Source organism: Pseudomonas sp. B21-056, from assembly GCF_026016325.1.
Lineage (GTDB): Bacteria > Pseudomonadota > Gammaproteobacteria > Pseudomonadales > Pseudomonadaceae > Aquipseudomonas.
In genome coordinates, this window is record NZ_CP087203.1 from 2,112,046 (window position 1) to 2,129,176 (window position 17,131).

At 58.7% G+C, this 17,131-nt stretch carries 15 protein-coding genes; 5 read left to right on the forward strand and 10 right to left on the reverse strand.

Annotated features, from left to right (window positions below; translation table 11 throughout):
* Nucleotides 1-8 precede the first annotated feature (8 nt).
* The 8 genes from LOY67_RS09455 to LOY67_RS09490 form a co-directional block, all read right to left on the reverse strand.
* Nucleotides 9-1,211: a CaiB/BaiF CoA transferase family protein gene (locus LOY67_RS09455; RefSeq protein WP_265066913.1), complete on the reverse strand. Its 1,203-nt coding sequence runs from the start codon at nt 1,209-1,211 to the stop codon at nt 9-11.
* Nucleotides 1,212-1,285: 74 nt separating this feature from the next.
* Complete coding sequence (locus LOY67_RS09460) at nt 1,286-2,449, reverse strand: acyl-CoA dehydrogenase family protein (RefSeq protein ID WP_265066914.1); 1,164 nt, start codon at nt 2,447-2,449, stop codon at nt 1,286-1,288.
* 66 nt (nt 2,450-2,515) lie between these two features.
* Nucleotides 2,516-3,112: a thiamine pyrophosphate-dependent enzyme gene (locus LOY67_RS09465; RefSeq protein ID WP_265066915.1), complete on the reverse strand. Its 597-nt coding sequence runs from the start codon at nt 3,110-3,112 to the stop codon at nt 2,516-2,518.
* Entirely contained in the window at nt 3,100-3,639 is a 540-nt protein-coding gene (locus tag LOY67_RS09470; RefSeq protein WP_003442221.1) for a thiamine pyrophosphate-binding protein, read from the reverse strand. The genes LOY67_RS09465 and LOY67_RS09470 overlap by 13 nt, the downstream gene beginning before the upstream one ends.
* 173 nt (nt 3,640-3,812) lie before the next feature.
* The gene (locus LOY67_RS09475) at nt 3,813-5,027 is read right to left on the reverse strand and encodes a pyridoxal phosphate-dependent aminotransferase (RefSeq protein WP_265066916.1); all 1,215 of its coding nucleotides are present in this window, start codon (nt 5,025-5,027) and stop codon (nt 3,813-3,815) included.
* Nucleotides 5,024-5,662, reverse strand: a complete 639-nt coding sequence (locus tag LOY67_RS09480; protein ID WP_265066917.1) for an RraA family protein — start codon at nt 5,660-5,662, stop codon at nt 5,024-5,026. Before LOY67_RS09480 ends, LOY67_RS09475 begins: the two co-directional genes overlap by 4 nt.
* Nucleotides 5,662-6,324 carry an RraA family protein gene (locus tag LOY67_RS09485; RefSeq protein ID WP_265066918.1) on the reverse strand — a complete coding sequence of 221 codons (663 nt, stop codon included), beginning with the start codon at nt 6,322-6,324 and terminating at the stop codon, nt 5,662-5,664. Before LOY67_RS09485 ends, LOY67_RS09480 begins: the two co-directional genes overlap by 1 nt.
* On the reverse strand, nt 6,324-6,989 hold the full coding sequence (locus tag LOY67_RS09490) for an RraA family protein (protein ID WP_265066919.1): 666 nt from the start codon (nt 6,987-6,989) through the stop codon (nt 6,324-6,326). Before LOY67_RS09490 ends, LOY67_RS09485 begins: the two co-directional genes overlap by 1 nt.
* 105 nt (nt 6,990-7,094) lie before the next feature.
* Here LOY67_RS09490 and LOY67_RS09495 point away from each other — a divergent pair, with 105 nt between their 5' ends.
* The 3 genes from LOY67_RS09495 (at nt 7,095) to LOY67_RS09505 (ending at nt 10,587) form a co-directional block, all read left to right on the forward strand.
* Nucleotides 7,095-7,988 carry a LysR family transcriptional regulator gene (locus LOY67_RS09495; protein WP_265066920.1) on the forward strand — a complete coding sequence of 298 codons (894 nt, stop codon included), beginning with the start codon at nt 7,095-7,097 and terminating at the stop codon, nt 7,986-7,988.
* Nucleotides 7,989-8,147: 159 nt separating this feature from the next.
* On the forward strand, nt 8,148-8,966 hold the full coding sequence (locus LOY67_RS09500; protein ID WP_265066921.1) for an alpha/beta fold hydrolase: 819 nt from the start codon (nt 8,148-8,150) through the stop codon (nt 8,964-8,966).
* A gap of 166 nt (nt 8,967-9,132) precedes the next feature.
* On the forward strand, nt 9,133-10,587 hold the full coding sequence (locus LOY67_RS09505) for an alanine/glycine:cation symporter family protein (protein ID WP_265066922.1): 1,455 nt from the start codon (nt 9,133-9,135) through the stop codon (nt 10,585-10,587).
* 62 nt (nt 10,588-10,649) lie between these two features.
* Here LOY67_RS09505 and LOY67_RS09510 read toward each other — a convergent pair whose 3' ends face one another.
* Nucleotides 10,650-12,026, reverse strand: a complete 1,377-nt coding sequence (locus tag LOY67_RS09510) for an MFS family transporter (protein ID WP_265066923.1) — start codon at nt 12,024-12,026, stop codon at nt 10,650-10,652.
* Nucleotides 12,027-12,531: 505 nt separating this feature from the next.
* Between LOY67_RS09510 and LOY67_RS09515 the strand changes: the two genes are divergently transcribed.
* On the forward strand, nt 12,532-13,455 hold the full coding sequence (locus tag LOY67_RS09515; RefSeq protein WP_265066924.1) for a LysR substrate-binding domain-containing protein: 924 nt from the start codon (nt 12,532-12,534) through the stop codon (nt 13,453-13,455).
* Between the two features lie 360 nt (nt 13,456-13,815).
* Here LOY67_RS09515 and LOY67_RS09520 read toward each other — a convergent pair whose 3' ends face one another.
* Entirely contained in the window at nt 13,816-14,058 is a 243-nt protein-coding gene (locus LOY67_RS09520; protein WP_265066925.1) for a hypothetical protein, read from the reverse strand.
* Nucleotides 14,059-14,224: 166 nt separating this feature from the next.
* Between LOY67_RS09520 and LOY67_RS09525 the strand changes: the two genes are divergently transcribed.
* Nucleotides 14,225-17,125, forward strand: coding sequence for an ATP-binding protein (locus LOY67_RS09525; RefSeq protein WP_265066926.1), 2,901 nt, complete (start codon nt 14,225-14,227; stop codon nt 17,123-17,125).
* Nucleotides 17,126-17,131 lie beyond the last annotated feature (6 nt).

The following is a 17,131-nucleotide window of genomic DNA, read 5'->3' on the forward strand; positions in this document are numbered from 1 at the left end:
GATCAAGGCTAAATCGCCCCGGCTGCGCGCATTTGTTCAATACGGTCTGTACCCAGCCCCAGTTCCCTGAGCACCTGTTCGGTGTGCTGACCGAGGCCCGGTACGGCATCCATACGTGGCTCGAACGCGCTGTTGCTGCCGGGAGGTATCAAGCTCGGAACGGTGCCGGCGGAGGTTTCGACTTCCCGCCAGCGGTCACGTGCCTGAAGTTGCGGATGGTCCCAAACACCTTGCATGTCATTGACCCGAGCATTAGCTATTTGCGCATGCTCCAACCGATCAAACACGGCATCGAAATTGAGTGTGGAGAACGATTCAACGATGAATGCCCGCAACGCTTGACGGTTATCGACGCGCTTGTAGTTGGCAGAGAAACGTTCGTCTTTCGCCAGTTCAGGAGTAAGCAGTACCTTGTCGCAAAATAGCTGCCACTCTCGCTCGTTCTGCAAACCCAGCATCACTGTCGTGCCGTCACCGATGGGGAAGGGACCATACGGGTAGATCGTGGCGTGCGCGGCGCCGGCGCGAGGGGGAGGTGTAGCGCCATCGTAGGCGTAGTACATCGGGTAGTTCATCCACTCGACCAGGCTTTCCAGCATGGACACATCGAGGTGGCTTCCTTCGCCAGTGCGTCCACGCAACAGCAAGGCAGACAGAATTCCGGTGTAGGCGTACATACCGGCCGCGATGTCAGCAATCGAACAACCGGCCTTGGCCATTTCTTCCTCACCCGGTCCGCCGGTGACCGATAGGAATCCTCCTTCGCTCTGGATCAACAGGTCATAGGCTTTTTTCTTTTCATAGGGACCGCCTGCGCCGTAGCCTGAAATGTCACAGACAATCAGGCGTGGAAATCGCTGATGCAATGCCTCAAATGAAAGTCCCATTCGTGCTGCTGCACCCGGTGCCAGGTTCTGCACCAGGACATCGGCGGTGGCCAGCAAACTGTCCAGCACCTCGGTGGCCGAATTTTGTTTCAAGTCGAGGGTCAGGCTTTCTTTCGAGCGATTGGTCCAGACGAAGTGCGAGGCGAGACCGTTGACGCGTTGGTCGTAACCTCTGGCGAAGTCACCCGTGCCTGGGCGTTCGACCTTGATGACACGCGCACCAAGGTCGGCCAATTGTCGGGTGCAGAAGGGCGCTGCAATCGCATGTTCAAGGCTGACGACGGTAATGCCATCAAGCGGACGGATGCCTTTGGGTTGGCTCATGATTATTATCTCTCTTGTCATGGCTCCCCAGTCGCGCCTGCTTGGGCCGACGCGCTGGGCTATACGCTTATCCTTTAGAAGGAGCGCGGCAGTTCGAGTAGGTGTTCGGCAACGTACGACAGGATCAGGTTGGTGGAGATGGGAGCAACCTGATACAGGCGGGTTTCACGGAATTTGCGCTCGACGTCGTACTCGCAGGCAAAACCAAAACCGCCGTGGGTCTGCAAGCACGCATTGGCGGCTTCCCAAGAGGCTTTCGCCGCCAGATATTTGGCCATGTTGGCGCTGGCCCCGGCGTTGATACCGCTGTCGTATTCCTCGCAAGCACGCCAGCGCATCAGGTCAGCCGCTTCGATTTCAATGTGTGCTTCAGCGATGGGGAACTGAACGCCTTGGTTCTGCCCGATAGGGCGACCGAACACGACGCGATCACGCGCATAGGCGCTGGCCTTTTCGATAAACCAGCGACCGTCACCGATGCATTCGGCGGCGATCAGGGTGCGTTCGGCATTCAGTCCATCGAGGATGTAGCGGAAGCCTTTGCCTTCCTCACCGATCAAACTGTCTGCGGGGATTTCCAGGTTGTCGAAGAACAACTCGTTGGTTTCGTGGTTGACCATGTTAGCGATAGGCTGCACGGTCAGCCCGTTACCGATGGCTTCGCGCAGGTCCACGAGGAAGATCGACATGCCTTCGGATTTTTTCTTAACATCGTCCAACGGCGTGGTCCGCGCCAGCAAGATCATCAGGTCGGAATGCTGGACGCGTGAGATCCACACCTTCTGCCCGTTGATCACGTACTTGTCACCTTTACGCACGGCGGTGGTCTTTATCTTTGTGGTGTCGGTACCAGTAGTGGGCTCGGTGACGCCCATCGATTGCAGGCGCAATTCACCGCTGGCCAGTTTCGGCAGGTAGTAGCTTTTCTGCGCCTCGCTGCCGTGTCGTAGCAGGGTGAACATGTTGTACATCTGCCCGTGGACGGTGCCGGAGTTGCCGCCGCAACGGTTCACTTCTTCAAGGATCACCGAGGCCTCGGCCAGCCCGAGGCCGGATCCGCCGTACTCGACAGGAATCATCGCCGCCAGCCAGCCGGCATCGGTCAGGGCCTTGACGAAGGTTTCCGGAAAGCCTTTTTCTTCGTCGACTTTGCGCCAGTAAGCCGCATCGAATTCAGCGCACAGGGCACGCACGCCCTCGCGGATGGCATTGAGTTCTTCAGAGTTACGGTCAGTCATTATTATTCTCCTCAACGCGTCACGCACGGCATCTGCCCTGCGTGACCGGGTCCGGGCAAAGAGCAATCAGATCGGGTTGAAACCCAAGGCGGCACGAAAGCGATTCTTGACGTAATGACCATCGCGCGGTGGCAGCACCCGTGACGGGTTTTCCGCTTTGATCTTTATCGTCGCGAGCTTGACGCCGTCGCGGCTCGCAAAGCGCTCGCGCAGGTCATGTACGCCTTCCATGTCGCGGATTTCATCGGTCCAACTGAAGCCGCAAGTCTTCGCCACCTGGTCCAGGGAAATACCAAAACCGGCGTGGCTGACTTGCATGCCGGTTTCACCAAAGTGACCGTTATCCAGCACCGCGATGGTCAGGTTGGCGGGCTTTTGCAGTGCTACCGTGGCCAGTGCACCGAAGCCCATGAGCAACTCGCCGTCACCGGTGACTACCACCACCGATTTGTCTGGCTGCGCATTTGCCAGGCCCAGACCCACAGTGATCGCGCTGCCCATGGCAGCCCACAGGTAATAATTCAGATCATTGTCACCGGCAGCCATGACGTCGTAGGACGCCGAACCGAGACCCGTCACGACCAGCACGTCTTTGCGGTCGGCCAGCAAGGCCTTGACCACTTCGCGGCGGCACAGAGTGTGGTTTGCGCTTACTTGACCCATTTCTTTTCTCCAATCAGGCGCTGACCGAGCAGCAGGGCAGTGGACGAATCACCGTTGAAGGCCATGGTCGCGGCACCGTGCAGCAGCGGGGCAACGTCTTCCGGGACGTCCGCGCGCCAGGTCATTACTTTCATCAGATTCAGGGAGGCTTCTGTGGCCTGGCCCATCGGGTTCTGCCACGCGTTGAATTCGGCCCAGTCGCCGCGCATGGTGACCACCATCAACAGCGGAAAGCCGGCACAGACTTGAAGTGCCAGGGTATTGATGCAGTTACCGACGCCGCTGGACTGCATCAAGAGAGCGCCGCGCTCGCCGCCAAGCCATGCGCCGGCGAGATAGCCGATGCCTTCTTCTTCGGTGGTGAGGACAACGGCCTTGATGTCCGGGTCTGCATACGACATACGGATCGCCGCCGAGTGGCCTGCATCCGGTACGAAGACCACGTGTTTGACGTCGTGGGCCTTGAGCACGCGAAACACGTCCTCCTGCCAATCCTGTCCCACGGTGTGTTCAGCTTCTGTTGACATGCCAATCTCCCAAGCAGTGCTGCTTTTGTGTTTTTACACATTCTGGGAGTGCTGGGAGCGGACTACGACTACCGTTTTTGTCTTTGAGATATGCCCATTTTGTATAGCAGGTAGGGTGAATGCGTGGCCTGCCGGGCAACGGCGATAGCCACGCATTATGGGAAGGGAAATGATTAACGCACAGAGGTGCAGAACGTACGGATCCCCTCGCAAGCCCGGCGCAATGAAGCGTCATCCAGGGCGTAGGCAATGCGTATGTAGGGGCCAAGTCCAAAAGCGCTGCCATGCACTACGGCGACATCCGCTTCGTCGAGCAGCGCATGCGCGACATCTTCGTCGGTGTGCAGTACTCGGCCACCCGCAGAGGTACGCCCGATCAATCCGGCACAGGACGCGAACGCGTAGAACGCCCCGGCTGGACTGACGCATTCAAGGCCTGGGGTGTCGTTCAGCAGCGCCACCATCAAATCGCGACGACTCTGGAATGCCACCCGGCTTTCACGGATGAAATCCTTGGGACCTTCCAGTGCCGCGAGCGCAGCCTGTTGTGACACAGAGCTGGCGCCAGAGGTTTGCTGACCTTGCAGTTTTTCCATGGCTTCCAGCAACCAGCGCGGCCCTGTGGCGAAACCGATTCGCCAGCCGGTCATGGCATAGGCCTTGGACACACCGTTCATGGTCAGGGTGCGAGGTGCCAGTCGTGGTTCAACCTGGGCCAGGGTGTAGAACGCTTGATCATCAAAAATCAGATGCTCGTAGATGTCATCGGCCAGAATCAGCACGTGAGGGTGAGCCAACAACACCTCAGCCAAGGCGTGCAGTTCTTCCCGGCTATACACCGCGCCGGTCGGGTTGGACGGCGAATTGAGGATCAACCAGCGGGTCTGCGGTGTGATCGCGGCGGCCAGCGCCGAGGGCGTCAGCTTGAAGCCAGTGTCGGCGTCGCAAGTAACGATTCGGGCTTCACCGCCACGCAATTGAACCATCTCCGGGTAACTGACCCAGTACGGCGCCGGCACGATAACTTCGTCACCCTCATTGAGGGTCGCGGCCAAGGCGTTGTAGATCACCTGTTTGCCACCGTTGCAGACAAGGGTGTCTTGCCAGGCCACGTCCAGACCGTTCTCACGACGGAACTTGGCGGCCACTGCTTCTCGCAGTGAACGTACACCGGCGACCTGGGTGTAGCGGGTGTGGCCGTGTTCAATGGCATGAATGGCTGCTTCACGCACATGCTTGGGCGTATCGAAATCCGGCTCGCCGGCACACAGCGAAATAATTTTCGCGCCTTGCGCCCGGCGCTCTGCCACCCGATCCATTATTCGGTAAGTCGCGGACGGTTGCGCATTGGCAAGACGCTGATTCAGACGTTGGATATCGGCGCTCATGCGCGAGTTCTCCACTCAGTCAGGTTCATCAGTTCCAGGGTCGAGCGGCCCTCGGTCAACGCCTGCATCATCTGCGCTTCCTTGTCCGCCCGCGCTTCACCTTCTGCCAGGGTGCGTGCGGCATCCGCCTTGGGAATGATGATCACACCATCATCGTCGGCCACCACCCAGTCGCCCTGTGTCACGAAAGCACCATTGAAATTGAACGGCTGCCCCACCGAAGGCGCACTGGCCTTGATTGTGCCTTTCAGCGAGATGCCGCGGGCGAACACCGGGAACTGGCGTTTCTTCAGGGCCGCAATATCGCGTACGCCACCATCGATCACCAGCCCGACCACGCCAGCCGCTTCGGCCGCCACGGTCAGCACTTCGCCCCAATAACCGGCGATGAAGCTGCCCGTGCCTACGACCAGCACGCTGCCACGGGGTACACGTTCCATCGCCAGGTGCAGGGCGAGGTTGTCGCCGGGCGAGCATTCCAGAGGGTAAGCGGGAGCGGAGATAAAGGCACCGTCCCAGATCGGGCGGATCGCGCTGTCGACCGCGCAAGGCAGATGAGATGCTTCATACAGCGTCGAACTGCCCAGAACTTTTGCCCGTGCGTAAGAATCCAGGGGGAGGGGGAGCATAGTCATCAGACTTTCCTCTGCAGGCTGTGGTAACCCAGTGCGACCCGGGCTTCTTTAAGGGTTTTGCCTTGGCTGATCAGCGCGCGAATGTCGGCTTCGACCGATTCGATCTGACGGGCACACGCTGCCACTTCAGCTGCACGAGCCCGGGGGACGACGACCACACCGTTGGCGTCGGCGACTACGATGTCGCGGGCACAGACCCGGGCGGCACCGATGGACACCGGCTGGTTGACCGACTGAACCTGTACGCGGTCTTTGCCGGTACGCATGAAACGGCCTTTGCTGAAGATCGGGTAGCCATCGCCCAGTGCTTTGTTCACGTCACGGCAAACACCGTCGATGACTGTGGCAGCGATCTGCCGAGTACCAGCGTACTGGGTCATGATGTCGCCCCAGACGGTGCAATCAGTGCGGCCGCCGTTGTCGATGACCACCACATCGCCGGGCGCGACGTCTTCGATGAAATCGCCAACGGTGCCCGGAGGTACGCTGGCCGAGACGTACTGCACGGTAAACGCCGGGCCGACGATAACCTTGCTGTAGTTGTCCAGTGGCGCCACACCGAGGCATTGGCCGGGCAGGCCGAGTTTGTCCAGCGCATCGGAAACACCCGGGGTGTCCAGGCCTTCAAACAAGGCGACCAGTTCTTTGTCTTCGATGTTCATCAGGCGTGCTCCGTGTGGATCGCTTCGAATTGGGTGTCATGCATCACTTCGGCGACAGAGCGACCGCTGCGAACAGCCTCGACCATGCCGTCCTGGCGGCGGGCAATACGCTCGCCAAGGTCGACCACTTTCTCGATATAGGCTGAGGGCACGAACACGGTGCCGCAGGTATCGGCGATAACATAGTCGTTCTCGCTGACGTCGACGCCGGCCACGTTGATGGTTACGGCGGCATCGATCTGCACCACCCGATTGCGGGCACTGATCATGGTCACGCCGCGGCCGTAAACCGGGTAGCCAATCGACTCGCTGCCGTCGATGTCACGGCTGAAACCGTCGATTACCGTGCCGCGCACTTTCTTGCTGGCCGCTGCATTGGCGAGGATGTCGCCCCAACAGGAGATGCCTTCGATTCCACCTGCGATCACCAGCACACGGTCATCGCTGTCGATCTGTTCCACCACGGGGGTAATCAGGTGCACAGTGGGGGCGTTGTCGGATTTAGGAGCCAGCAACACGGTGCTGGCGCGGCCGACAATCTTTGGGCAGTTCCACAACGGGCGCAGCCCAACGGTGGCACCCGGCAAGCCGAGGAAGTCGAGCGCATCGGAAACCGTGTTGGTATCCAGCGCCGCCAAGCGATCCAGCAAACTCTTATTGATCATGGGAAAGCCCCAGTGGTGACGGAGGCGTCCAGTGTCAGTGAGACAATTTGATAGGTATATTACTAATCACAGATGCGTTAGATACGTTAAACCTATGGATTAATCATGATCAATTTTCGACTGATTCGTCATCTCTGGTTGTTCCTAGCGGTGGCCGAAGAACAGAACTTCGGCCGTGCGGCCAAGCGTTTGGGCATGTCCCAGCCACCGCTGAGCGAGCAGATCCAAGTGTTGGAGCAGGCGCTCAAGGTCAAGCTGTTTGATCGCTCGCGACGCGGTGCGAAGCTGACCCCGGTGGGAGCGGCGATTCTGCCGGCCGTGCGCAAGTTCGCCGACCAATTGGAACGGCTGGAGCTCGCCGTGGAGGAGGCGGTGGTGGGGCAGTCGGGGATGTTGACCATCGGCGCGATTTCTACGGCCATGTTTGATGTCTTGCCGGGTTTGATCGAGCAACTGAAGAGCGATTACCCGCACCTCACCGTGTCTGTACGGGAGATCGACAGCGTCGAAGCGGTGCCGGCGCTGGAAGCCGGGGACATCGACCTGGCCTTCGCCCGGCTGGACGGTGATCTGGGGGCCTCGATCAAATCACTGCCGCTGACTCAGGACCGCCTGGTTGTGGCCCTGCCCAGCGATCACCCCTTGGCTGCGCGCACGCGAATCAGCCTGTCCAGCCTGGCCACTGAACCCTTGGTGATGTTTTCCCGAAAGGTTAGTCCGGTCTACTTCGACAATCTGATCGCGACTTGCCGCGCCAGCGGTTTTTCCCCGCGCGTGCTGCATGAAGTGCGCTCGGTCGCCTCGCAAATTGCCTTTGTCAGCTGCGGCCAGGGTATCGCACTGGTACCAGCGTCGCTGAAAAAACTGGCACCGGACAATGTGGTATTTCGAGCACTGATCCAGAAGCTCAATGTCGTGACCACAGCGGTGGCCTGGAATGCAGATCGGCCCAATCCGCTAGTGCAGGAGCTGGTCACCCGTCTCCAGTCCCGTGTGTGAGTCGACCAAGGCCCTGTGCGTGAACAGGAGTGATAGGTTTGGCGTATGAAAGCCTTCCCGTATTAGGAATTTACAGAAGGCTCGATTCCCTTGAAATTGCGAGTCTGGCTGCCGGCAACCCAGGTTCGGCGCTACCTTTTCGTTCAAGGAGTCAACAACGTGTCTTCTCCAGAAACGTTCACTCATGTGCAACTCCCTCTGACGGTGGAGGGTGTCCAACTGAACGTGGCCGCCATCCATCGCGACGGCGTCCTTGCGCCGATCGTGTTCCTGCATGGTTTTGGTTCGAGCAAGGAGGACTATGCCGACATCGTGCAGCAGCCCGCGTTCGCCGGTCACCCTTTCGTGGCTTACGACGCACCGGGTTGTGGTGAAAGCCAGTGCGATGATCTTTCCAGGATTTCCATTCCCTTTCTGCTGCAGACAGCGCTGCAGGTGCTGGCACATTTCGGCATCGAACGCTTCCATCTGGTCGGCCATTCCATGGGCGGTCTGACCGCATTGATGCTGGCGCATCAGTTCCCGGACCGGGTGCTCAGTTTCGTCGATATCGAGGGCAATATCGCCCCGGAAGACTGCTTCCTCAGCCGGCAGATCATCGACTATCCGAGCAACGATCCCGAGGTGTTTTTCGCCGCCTTCATCGAACGTGCCCGGCACGCTCCGGCCTATGCCAGTGCACTCTATTCCGCGAGCTTGCGGCACAAGGTGCGTGCCGGTGCGGTGCGGGGGATATTCCAGTCGATGGTAGATCTTTCCGATAATACCGATCTGATGAGCAAATTCCTCGGCTTGAAATGCCCACGAATGTTCATGTACGGCGAGCAGAACGCGTCACTGTCCTATCTGCCGCATATCCAGGCCGAAGGTGTCCGGCTGGCCCCCATTCCTGATTGCGGGCATTTCCCGATGTATTCCAACCCCATCGCGATGTGGCAACAGATCGCCGATTTCCAGGTGAGCAGCCTTACCGGGTAAGCCCGGTCGTCCTGAGGGCTTCCTGATCATTCGCGGGAGCCTGGCCAGGCTACGAAGTTGAAATTCAAAAGCTGATTCAGTCACTTCTCCTGCCTTCGGGCGGCGACTTGTGCAGGCGCGTGCGTGCCTGGAATCCGTGTACCTATAACAACAAGAGGTTCGACCCATGCTTGATGTCATTAATGATTTTCTCTCCGGCAAGCTTCTGATCGTGCTCATCGTAGGCCTGGGCGGCTACTTCACGGTGCGTTCACGCTTTGTCCAGTTCCGCCATTTTCTGCATATGTTCGGCGCCTTCCGCGATAGCGTGCAAAAGAGTGCCGGGCAGATCAGCTCATTCCAGGCATTGATGCTTAGCCTGGCGGGGCGCGTAGGTGCGGGCAATATCGCCGGTGTCGGGTTGGCGGTAACGTTGGGCGGCCCGGGCGCGGTGTTCTGGATGTGGGTTACCGCGCTGGTGGGCATGTCCACCAGCTTCTTTGAGTGCAGCCTGGGGCAGTTGTACAAACGGTGTGATGCTAACGGACAGTTCCGCGGCGGGCCGTCGTATTACATCCAGTACGGACTGAAACAACCCTGGCTGGGCAAGGTCATGGCGTTACTGCTATTGGTGACCTTTGGTTTCGCCTTCAACGGACTGCAATCCCATGCCGTGACTCACTCGCTGAATAATGCGTTCGGTTTCTCTACGACCTACTCCGCAATTACGATTGCCATATTGCTTGGCCTGGTGTTCATGGGCGGCATCAAGCGCATCGCCGCGGTCTCGGACCTGCTGGTGCCGGTCAAAACGCTGGCTTACATTGGCGTGACCGTTTATGTGATCGTGCTCCAGTTTGATCATGTTCCCGGAATGCTGATGACCATCTTCAAAAGTGCTTTCGGCCTGGATCAGGCGTTTGCCGGCCTGGTCGGCAGTGCCATTGTCATGGGCGTCAAACGTGGGGTGTTTGCCAACGAGGCGGGCCTGGGGAGTGCTCCCAACGTAGCCGCGGTGGCGAAAGTGGATCACCCGGCGGCTCAAGGAGTGGTTCAGGCCTTCAGCGTTTTTCTCGATACCTTTGTGATCTGTACCTGTACGGCGCTGCTGATTCTGCTGTCAGGCTTTTACACGGCTGGTTTTGAAGGCGATGGCCTGGTGCTGACTCAGAACGCGTTGGCGGCAGTGGTCGGAGACTGGGGACGCACCTTCATCAGCGTGGCGTTGGCGCTGTTTGTCTTCACGTCGATCCTCTACAACTACTACCTGGGCGAGAATAACCTGCGCTTTCTGCTGGGCGACAAGCGCGCTGCAGTCATTGTCTATCGTGGTTTGGTGCTGCTGCTGATCCTTTGGGGAGCCGTACAAAATCTGGGCACTGTGTTCGCTTTTGCCGATATCACCATGACGCTGCTGGCCTTCGTGAATCTGATCGCCCTGGCGCTGTTGTTCAATGTAGGCATGCGCTTGCTGCGCGACTATGACCAGCAACGCAAAGCCGGCATCAAAACACCTGTCTTCGATTCAAGTCAGTTCAAGGATCTTGATCTTGATTTGCAGGCATGGCCGAACCGGGAACACGCGGCCAATGTCCCCGCCGAAACTGTCACTCAAGTTGCACCTGCATCCGCTACCCAGTGATGCAAAGAGGGCCCATGGATCTCATGGCCCCTTTTCAAATACCTGCTGTAATCGTCAGTGCTTCAAACGCTCGCAGCGTGTGACTTTGCGCAACCCTTTAAACCGGTGCGCTCTTCGATCTCACCGGAACCGCTGATGTACCCATAGCGCGAAAGATTCGGCATCAGCATCGCGGCGATGAAAGTGATGGTCACGACGGCCGCGACATAGAAGAAGAAATACTCTTCAATGCCTTGGGACCGGAGCGACAAGGCGACGTATTCGGCGGTACCGCCAAATGCCGCATTGCCGACGGCATACGGAAAGCCCACGCCCAATGCACGTACCGCAGGCGGGAACAGTTCCGCTTTGACGATCCCGGCAATCGGGGTGTAGAACGACGCGATGGCCAGGCCGCCAAACACCAGCAGGAACGCCGTAAACGGGCTGCTGACCGATTGCAGCGAATAGAGCAGGGGGATCACCAGCACCAGGGCCAACCCTGAAAACATCAGCATGTGCGCCTTGATCCCGATACGGTCCGCCAGCAAGCCAAACAGTGGCTGGCAGAACATGAAGCCGACCAGAGCCGCCGTCATGATGAAGCTCACCGTTTCCGGACTGAAGCCAGCGGAGATCACCAGGAACTTCTGCATGTAAGTGGTGAAGGTGTAGAAGTACAAAGAACCACCGATGGTAAACGCTACCACCAGCGCGACCGCCCGTTTGTGCTTGAACATGCCGCGCAGCGAGCCGGCGTCTTTGCGGTTCATGTCTTTCTTGGTGGCGGTTTCATGCATGGCGCGGCGCAGATACACCACCACGATAGAGCTCAGGGCGCCGATGAAGAACGGAATCCTCCAGCCCCATTCGCGCAATTCTTCGCCGGTGAGGGTTTGCTGGAGAATGACCACAGTCATCAATGCCATGAGCTGACCGGCAATGATGGTGAAGTACTGGAATGAACCATAGAAACAGCGACGCCCAGGTGTAGCGATCTCACTGATGTAGGTGGCACCGGTGCCGTACTCCGCGCCGACTGACAGCCCCTGAATCAACCTGGCGACGACAAGCAAAACTGGCGCCGCCACACCAATGGTTTCATAGGTCGGCATGACGGCAATCAGCAGGGAGCCGGCGCACATCATAAACACCGAGATAATCATCGAGACCTTGCGGCCGCGAGTGTCGGCAATCCAGCCGAAAATCCAGCCGCCGAGAGGCCGCATGAAAAAGCCGACGGCGAAGACGCCGGCGGTTGCGAGCAACTGACTGGTGGTGTCACCTTTGGGGAAAAACGAGCTCGCAAAATAGATGGCGGTATAGGCGTAAATGAAAAAGTCGTACCACTCCACCAGATTGCCCGAGCAGGCACCCATGATGGCTCTGACGCGATTCGGACTTTTTATCTGATCGGACTTTTCAGTGTGGAGTGTTGAGTCGCTGGTTGATGCAGACATTCTGTTCACCCTTTTTTCAAGGCGAGACGATACGAGGCGCACGCTGATGCGTGTCCGACGTTGCAAGCTCGATGGGTTGATGGGCTTAACGCAGTTGCAGTGATCCTTTGACGACCAAGGCACATGAAGAGGGGGGATGTATATGAGAGGTCAGCTGCTTGCTGACTGTGTAAGGCGGGTCAGTCAGGTAACGAGAAATGCAGTAAATCATGACGTAAGCCCTCGAATCTTATTCTTGTAGTCAGTCGAGTGCTCTTGGCGTCGACGTTGATTGCACGCTACCGCAGAGTGACGAGGGTAATAAGCCGTCAGCCAGGCCTAACTGATATATCGAAATTTTATAGCTTGCCTTGCAACCCGTGCGGGCTGGGGGATACAGCCGGCTCGAAAGTCGCAAGGCCCCATGCGGCGCGGGCCCTGTGGCATTCCAAGGAACGCTAATGCGTTTACACTCATACTACTTTCGACGCATTTCGCGCCGAGCCCGACTTTGACTGGCCAGGTAATGGATGTCGTTCAACTCAAGACCCTAATTCATGTGGCCGAGCTTGGCAGTCTTAGCAAGGCCTCCGACCGGCTTCACATCGCACAACCGGCACTGAGTAGGCAAATTCGTCTGTTGGAAAAGGAACTCGGGGCCTACCTTTTTGATCGGCATGGACGAGGCATGGAAATTACCGATGCCGGCCGTGAAGTCTTGGCGCATGCCACTCGAATCATGGAAGAAATGGAGTCCATTCGAAGTTCTGTGGTGGGCGGAAAGACCTCTTTTCGGGGAACGGTCGTCATCGGTACGACGCCGACGGTAGCGGAAATCGTCACCGTTCCTCTAGTGCGCAAAATCAAAGAGGCGCATCCGAATCTTGCCGTCAGGTTTTCCTCGGCCTTCAGCGGCTATCTGCTGGATTGGGTTCAGCGTGGCGAATTGGAACTGGCGATTTCTTACGATCCCCAACCCCTGCATACGCTGCGTATAGTGCCGGTGATGATGGAAAATCTGCTGCTGGTCGGCCCCGCCAGCGCCAACCTGCGTCTTGATACACCGGTGTCGTTCGAGTCTTTGGCCGAGCAGCCATTGGTGTTGCCAAGCGCTCGACATAGCCTTCGCGTGATTCTGGATGATTGTGCGCGTGAACTCGGGATCAAGCTCAAGACCAGTGTCGAAGCGGATTCCTTTGGCGCGATGATTGCCTTGGTCTGCAATGGGTTCGGTTTGACCGCTTTGCCTTTGGCATCGATTTACGCCCAAATCGAAGCTGGCGTGCTCAGTGCCGCCCCCTTGATTGACCCCATTCCCATGCGCAAACTTGTTCAGGTTTTTCCTGCCGACAGGCGTGTCAGTCCGGCTGCCAAATTCGTCGGGGATGCCTTCATCGAAATTGCTGCCGACCTGGTCAATCGTAAGATTTGGGCTGGGCACATGCTTTGAGCCAACGGATTCGTTGGCTAGGTGAATCGTTCGTTTAAACGTAATTGCGACCCAAGCAAGGTGAGTGACGCTTCCCCTTGGGCCAAACGATTTGTTGAGACGCGTGAACTGCGTATGTGAATTAGACAGCCTGCCACGTATGCGGCAATCTCACTCGCCCGCCTCTTTAAGATCCGTCTTATTCACCTGCCGCCTCGCCACGCTTAACCTCTCGGCGATGAAACTTAAACATTTCCTGCAACCTCTCGCCCCTCCCTTTTCGGCCGAGCAAGTGCACATCATCCGAGGCGAGGTGGGTAATATCTGGATTTTCAGCAGCTCTGCGTATCAACCCGCCGCTGTGCAGGTGTTGCGTCAGTATCATCCCAGTGCCTCGGTGAAATCGAGCGGCTGGGCCTGGAAACCCAACGGTTGACTTGCATCCTCGCCCCGACCATGGCCGCCCAGGTCCAATGGGTACGACTGGGTGACCGACTGTCGATCAACATTCCCACCCCTCTGCTCTCCCAGGTGCAGAGCCGCGATGCCGAGCCCCGGCAAATCACCTTCGAATTGATGGAAGCTCCACCACGCTGCTGCCTGGTGACTACTACGCTGGTGCATGGCGGTGCGCAAAAGGGTGGCTCAGAGCTATCAATTATCTGCGTGGCCAGGGTCACACAGTCAAGAAGCCCGAAGGAAGGGTCGCCCGGCCAGCCGGGCGTTATTGGTCAATGCCGGGACCGAGTATAAGCCCCACGTCCTGGTTCAGGCTTCTGCGGTGCTGATGATGAAACATGCAAGTCTGCGCCTGGATAAACTGGCGCAAAGCTCACAACGCCTGAACAAAGCCCTGTTGCTGCTGGCAGGGCTCGCCTTGTTGCTGTCCAGCAGTTGCTACTGGGCGGTGTCGCGGTTGCTCGACGCCGAACAGGAAAAGATCGAGTTCCACTTCGCCCGCCTGGTGGAGATCATCCACGAACATGAGGTGTTCCTGCGCAACGTAGCCAGCGGTTACAGCCGTGGCAATGCGCCGCCGTTGCCTTCAGTGCAGTCCACCTCGGTGGCGCAATTGCAGCGCGATGCGGGGCAGGTGGTGTTGCAGGCCAAAGGGTTTGCCTTGTCGCTGCCGTTTACCTTGTCTCACGATACGCGGTTCTCGACGGACGACACGCACCGGGCGCTGGCGTTTGGCGTGCAACTGACCGATTACTATGGCGGCTACTGGGCCAGCTCGTTTTACGTCTCGCCGCAGCTGTTCGTGTTCACCCCCAATGACGTCGCCAGCCTCGCCGTGCCAGGCATTGGCGGCTTGCGCCAGCACCAGCCACTGTTGCGTGAGCAGTATCGCGAAGTGGTAAGCCGCTTGTACGAACTGCAGGAGAGCCAACGCCTGTTACTGACCGATAGTCGCGTGCGCTGGATGCGTGCGCCGTTGCAACTGTATCGGAACAGTCGCAGCGTGGTGGCTATGATCGGCATCGACGCGCCCACCGCCATACTGCCGGCCGGTCAGCCTCAGGGCTTGCTGACCCTGGCGGCTGTGGTGGACACGTCCCAGGTCGATGAATTCGAGCGAGTGCTGCAGTTGTCGGTCTACAACCAGTTCACCCTGATTTCACCCCAGGGCGATGTGTTGCTCGGCAGTCTCGACGATGAAAACATGGCGCCCTTGGGCTTGAGCTTCAACAGCCATGGTTTGCGCTTCAAGATGCTCAGCGAAGGCGGCGAGTATTGGACCGGCTTGTATGCCATCAGCTTTCAGGATTTTCTGCGCTACGCCAAATGGCCGCTGCTGGGCCTGGGCCTGACGTTTCTGGCGGCTGTACTGCTGGGTTGGTGGATCAACCATTGGTACAAGACCCGCATCGTCAATCCGGCAAAGCGCGCGCAGGAACGGTTGTTCGAGAGCGAGGCGTTCAACCGCATCATGCTGCACAACGCCCCGGTGGGCCTGTGCGTGGTACGGCGCAGTGACCACCAGTTGCTCCTGGAGAACCAGCGCGCCTTGCAACTGCGCGGTACTGCACCGTTGCTCGATGTGCTTAAAGCCAACGATGGCCCGGACACCCCTGGCGAGATGTGTCTGGCGGTAGAGGGGCGCTACTTGCAGGTTGTAGTGGTGGCGGCGCGCTACGAAGGCGAGGACGTGTTCCTCTGTGGTTGCAATGACATCACCCGGCATGTTGACGAAGCCCAGTTACTGAACCAGGCGCGCCAGGAGGCCACCGAAGCCAATGAGGCCAAGACCTTGTTCCTGGCAACGATGAGCCATGAAATCCGCACCCCGCTATATGGCGTGCTGGGCAACCTGGAACTGATGGCCCTGACCGACATGAGCGAGCGCCAGCGTTACTACCTGGACATTATCCAGGGCTCGTCCACCGTGCTGTTTCAACTGATCAGTAATGTGCTGGACGTGTCGAAAATCGAGTCCGGGCAAATGGCCGTGGAAGCGGCGCCGTTCAACCCGCGCCAACTGGCGGAGGAGTCGGTGCTTGGGTTTACCGCCACGGCCCGCAATAAGGGCTTGCAGATCGATGCGCAGATTGACTCGCAAGTACCGCGGCAATTGTTGGGGGATGGGGGGCGGATCCGACAGATCCTGCATAATCTGTTGGGCAATGCGATCAAGTTCACCGAATCGGGGCGCGTGCGCTTGCGTCTGACCGTGCAGCAATTGCTTGAAGATAAAGTTGCCCTGCAATGGCAGGTCACCGACACCGGCGTGGGCATTCCGGAAAAGGCCCTGGAGCAGTTGTTCAGGCCTTTCTATCAAGTGGCCGGCGGCCAGGATGGCAACGGCGCCGGGCTGGGCTTGTCGATCTGTTCGCGCTTGAGTGAATTGATGGGCGGCACCATGCGCGTGGTCAGTGAGCCGGGGCTGGGCAGCAGTTTTTCGTTGTTCATCACTTTGCCGATCCTGCGCAACGCACCGTCTGCCGTTAGTCCGGCGCAGGCGGAGCCGTGCCTGGATGCACCGTGTTTGAATGTGCGCGTGCTGGTCGCCGAAGACAACCCAGTCAGCCAGGCCGTGCTGCAAGAGCAACTCGAAGCCCTGGGTGCCCAGGCCACCGTGGCCCGGGACGGCGAGCACGCCCTGCAAATATGGGGCTCGCAGCCGTTCGACCTGGTGATCACCGACATCAACATGCCGCGCCTCAATGGCTATGACCTGGCCCGTGCCTTGCGTGAACAGGGCGTGCAGGTACCGATTATCGGTGTTACCGCCAACGCGCTGCGCGAGGCGGGCGAGCGCTGCCTGGCGGTAGGCATGAACGCGTGGGTGGTCAAGCCGCTGAGTATAAGCATGCTGCGCCAGGCCTTGATGGCCCATTGTCGCTGCGCGACAGCCCCGGCGATGCCATCGCCGGACCGCGACCGTGAAGGCTGGATCGAATTGTCCCCAGCCATGCGCCAGTTGATGGGCGATACCTTGTTGGTTGACGTGCAGCACATCGAGCAGGGCTTGGCGGACGGGGATTCCAACCGGGTTCGCCAATACCTGCACTGCCTCAATGGCGCGCTGGCCAGTGTGCGCGCCGAGGCTTTATCCAATGCTTGTCAGAAATGGGAGAACGCGCTGTGCGACGGCCGCCTGGATACCCACGCCACCGCGCAGATCCAAGTGCTGTGCGCACGGTTGACTGCGGTGGCGCAGTGCTTGCTGGCAGGGTCTTCAACTGAATGAGCGCCA

Coding starts and splice junctions, on each gene's coding strand:
- LOY67_RS09470 (WP_003442221.1), bottom strand. CDS start 3,639: ATGTCAACAGAAGCTGAACACACCGTGGGACAGGATTGGCAGGAGGAC.
- LOY67_RS09510 (WP_265066923.1), bottom strand. CDS start 12,026: ATGTCTGCATCAACCAGCGACTCAACACTCCACACTGAAAAGTCCGAT.
- LOY67_RS09485 (WP_265066918.1), bottom strand. CDS start 6,324: ATGAACATCGAAGACAAAGAACTGGTCGCCTTGTTTGAAGGCCTGGAC.
- LOY67_RS09465 (WP_265066915.1), bottom strand. CDS start 3,112: ATGGGTCAAGTAAGCGCAAACCACACTCTGTGCCGCCGCGAAGTGGTC.
- LOY67_RS09475 (WP_265066916.1), bottom strand. CDS start 5,027: ATGAGCGCCGATATCCAACGTCTGAATCAGCGTCTTGCCAATGCGCAA.
- LOY67_RS09520 (WP_265066925.1), bottom strand. CDS start 14,058: ATGCACCAGCGTAGTAGTCACCAGGCAGCAGCGTGGTGGAGCTTCCAT.
- LOY67_RS09525 (WP_265066926.1), top strand. CDS start 14,225: ATGAAACATGCAAGTCTGCGCCTGGATAAACTGGCGCAAAGCTCACAA.
- LOY67_RS09505 (WP_265066922.1), top strand. CDS start 9,133: ATGCTTGATGTCATTAATGATTTTCTCTCCGGCAAGCTTCTGATCGTG.
- LOY67_RS09460 (WP_265066914.1), bottom strand. CDS start 2,449: ATGACTGACCGTAACTCTGAAGAACTCAATGCCATCCGCGAGGGCGTG.
- LOY67_RS09490 (WP_265066919.1), bottom strand. CDS start 6,989: ATGATCAATAAGAGTTTGCTGGATCGCTTGGCGGCGCTGGATACCAAC.
- LOY67_RS09455 (WP_265066913.1), bottom strand. CDS start 1,211: ATGAGCCAACCCAAAGGCATCCGTCCGCTTGATGGCATTACCGTCGTC.
- LOY67_RS09495 (WP_265066920.1), top strand. CDS start 7,095: ATGATCAATTTTCGACTGATTCGTCATCTCTGGTTGTTCCTAGCGGTG.
- LOY67_RS09515 (WP_265066924.1), top strand. CDS start 12,532: ATGGATGTCGTTCAACTCAAGACCCTAATTCATGTGGCCGAGCTTGGC.
- LOY67_RS09480 (WP_265066917.1), bottom strand. CDS start 5,662: ATGACTATGCTCCCCCTCCCCCTGGATTCTTACGCACGGGCAAAAGTT.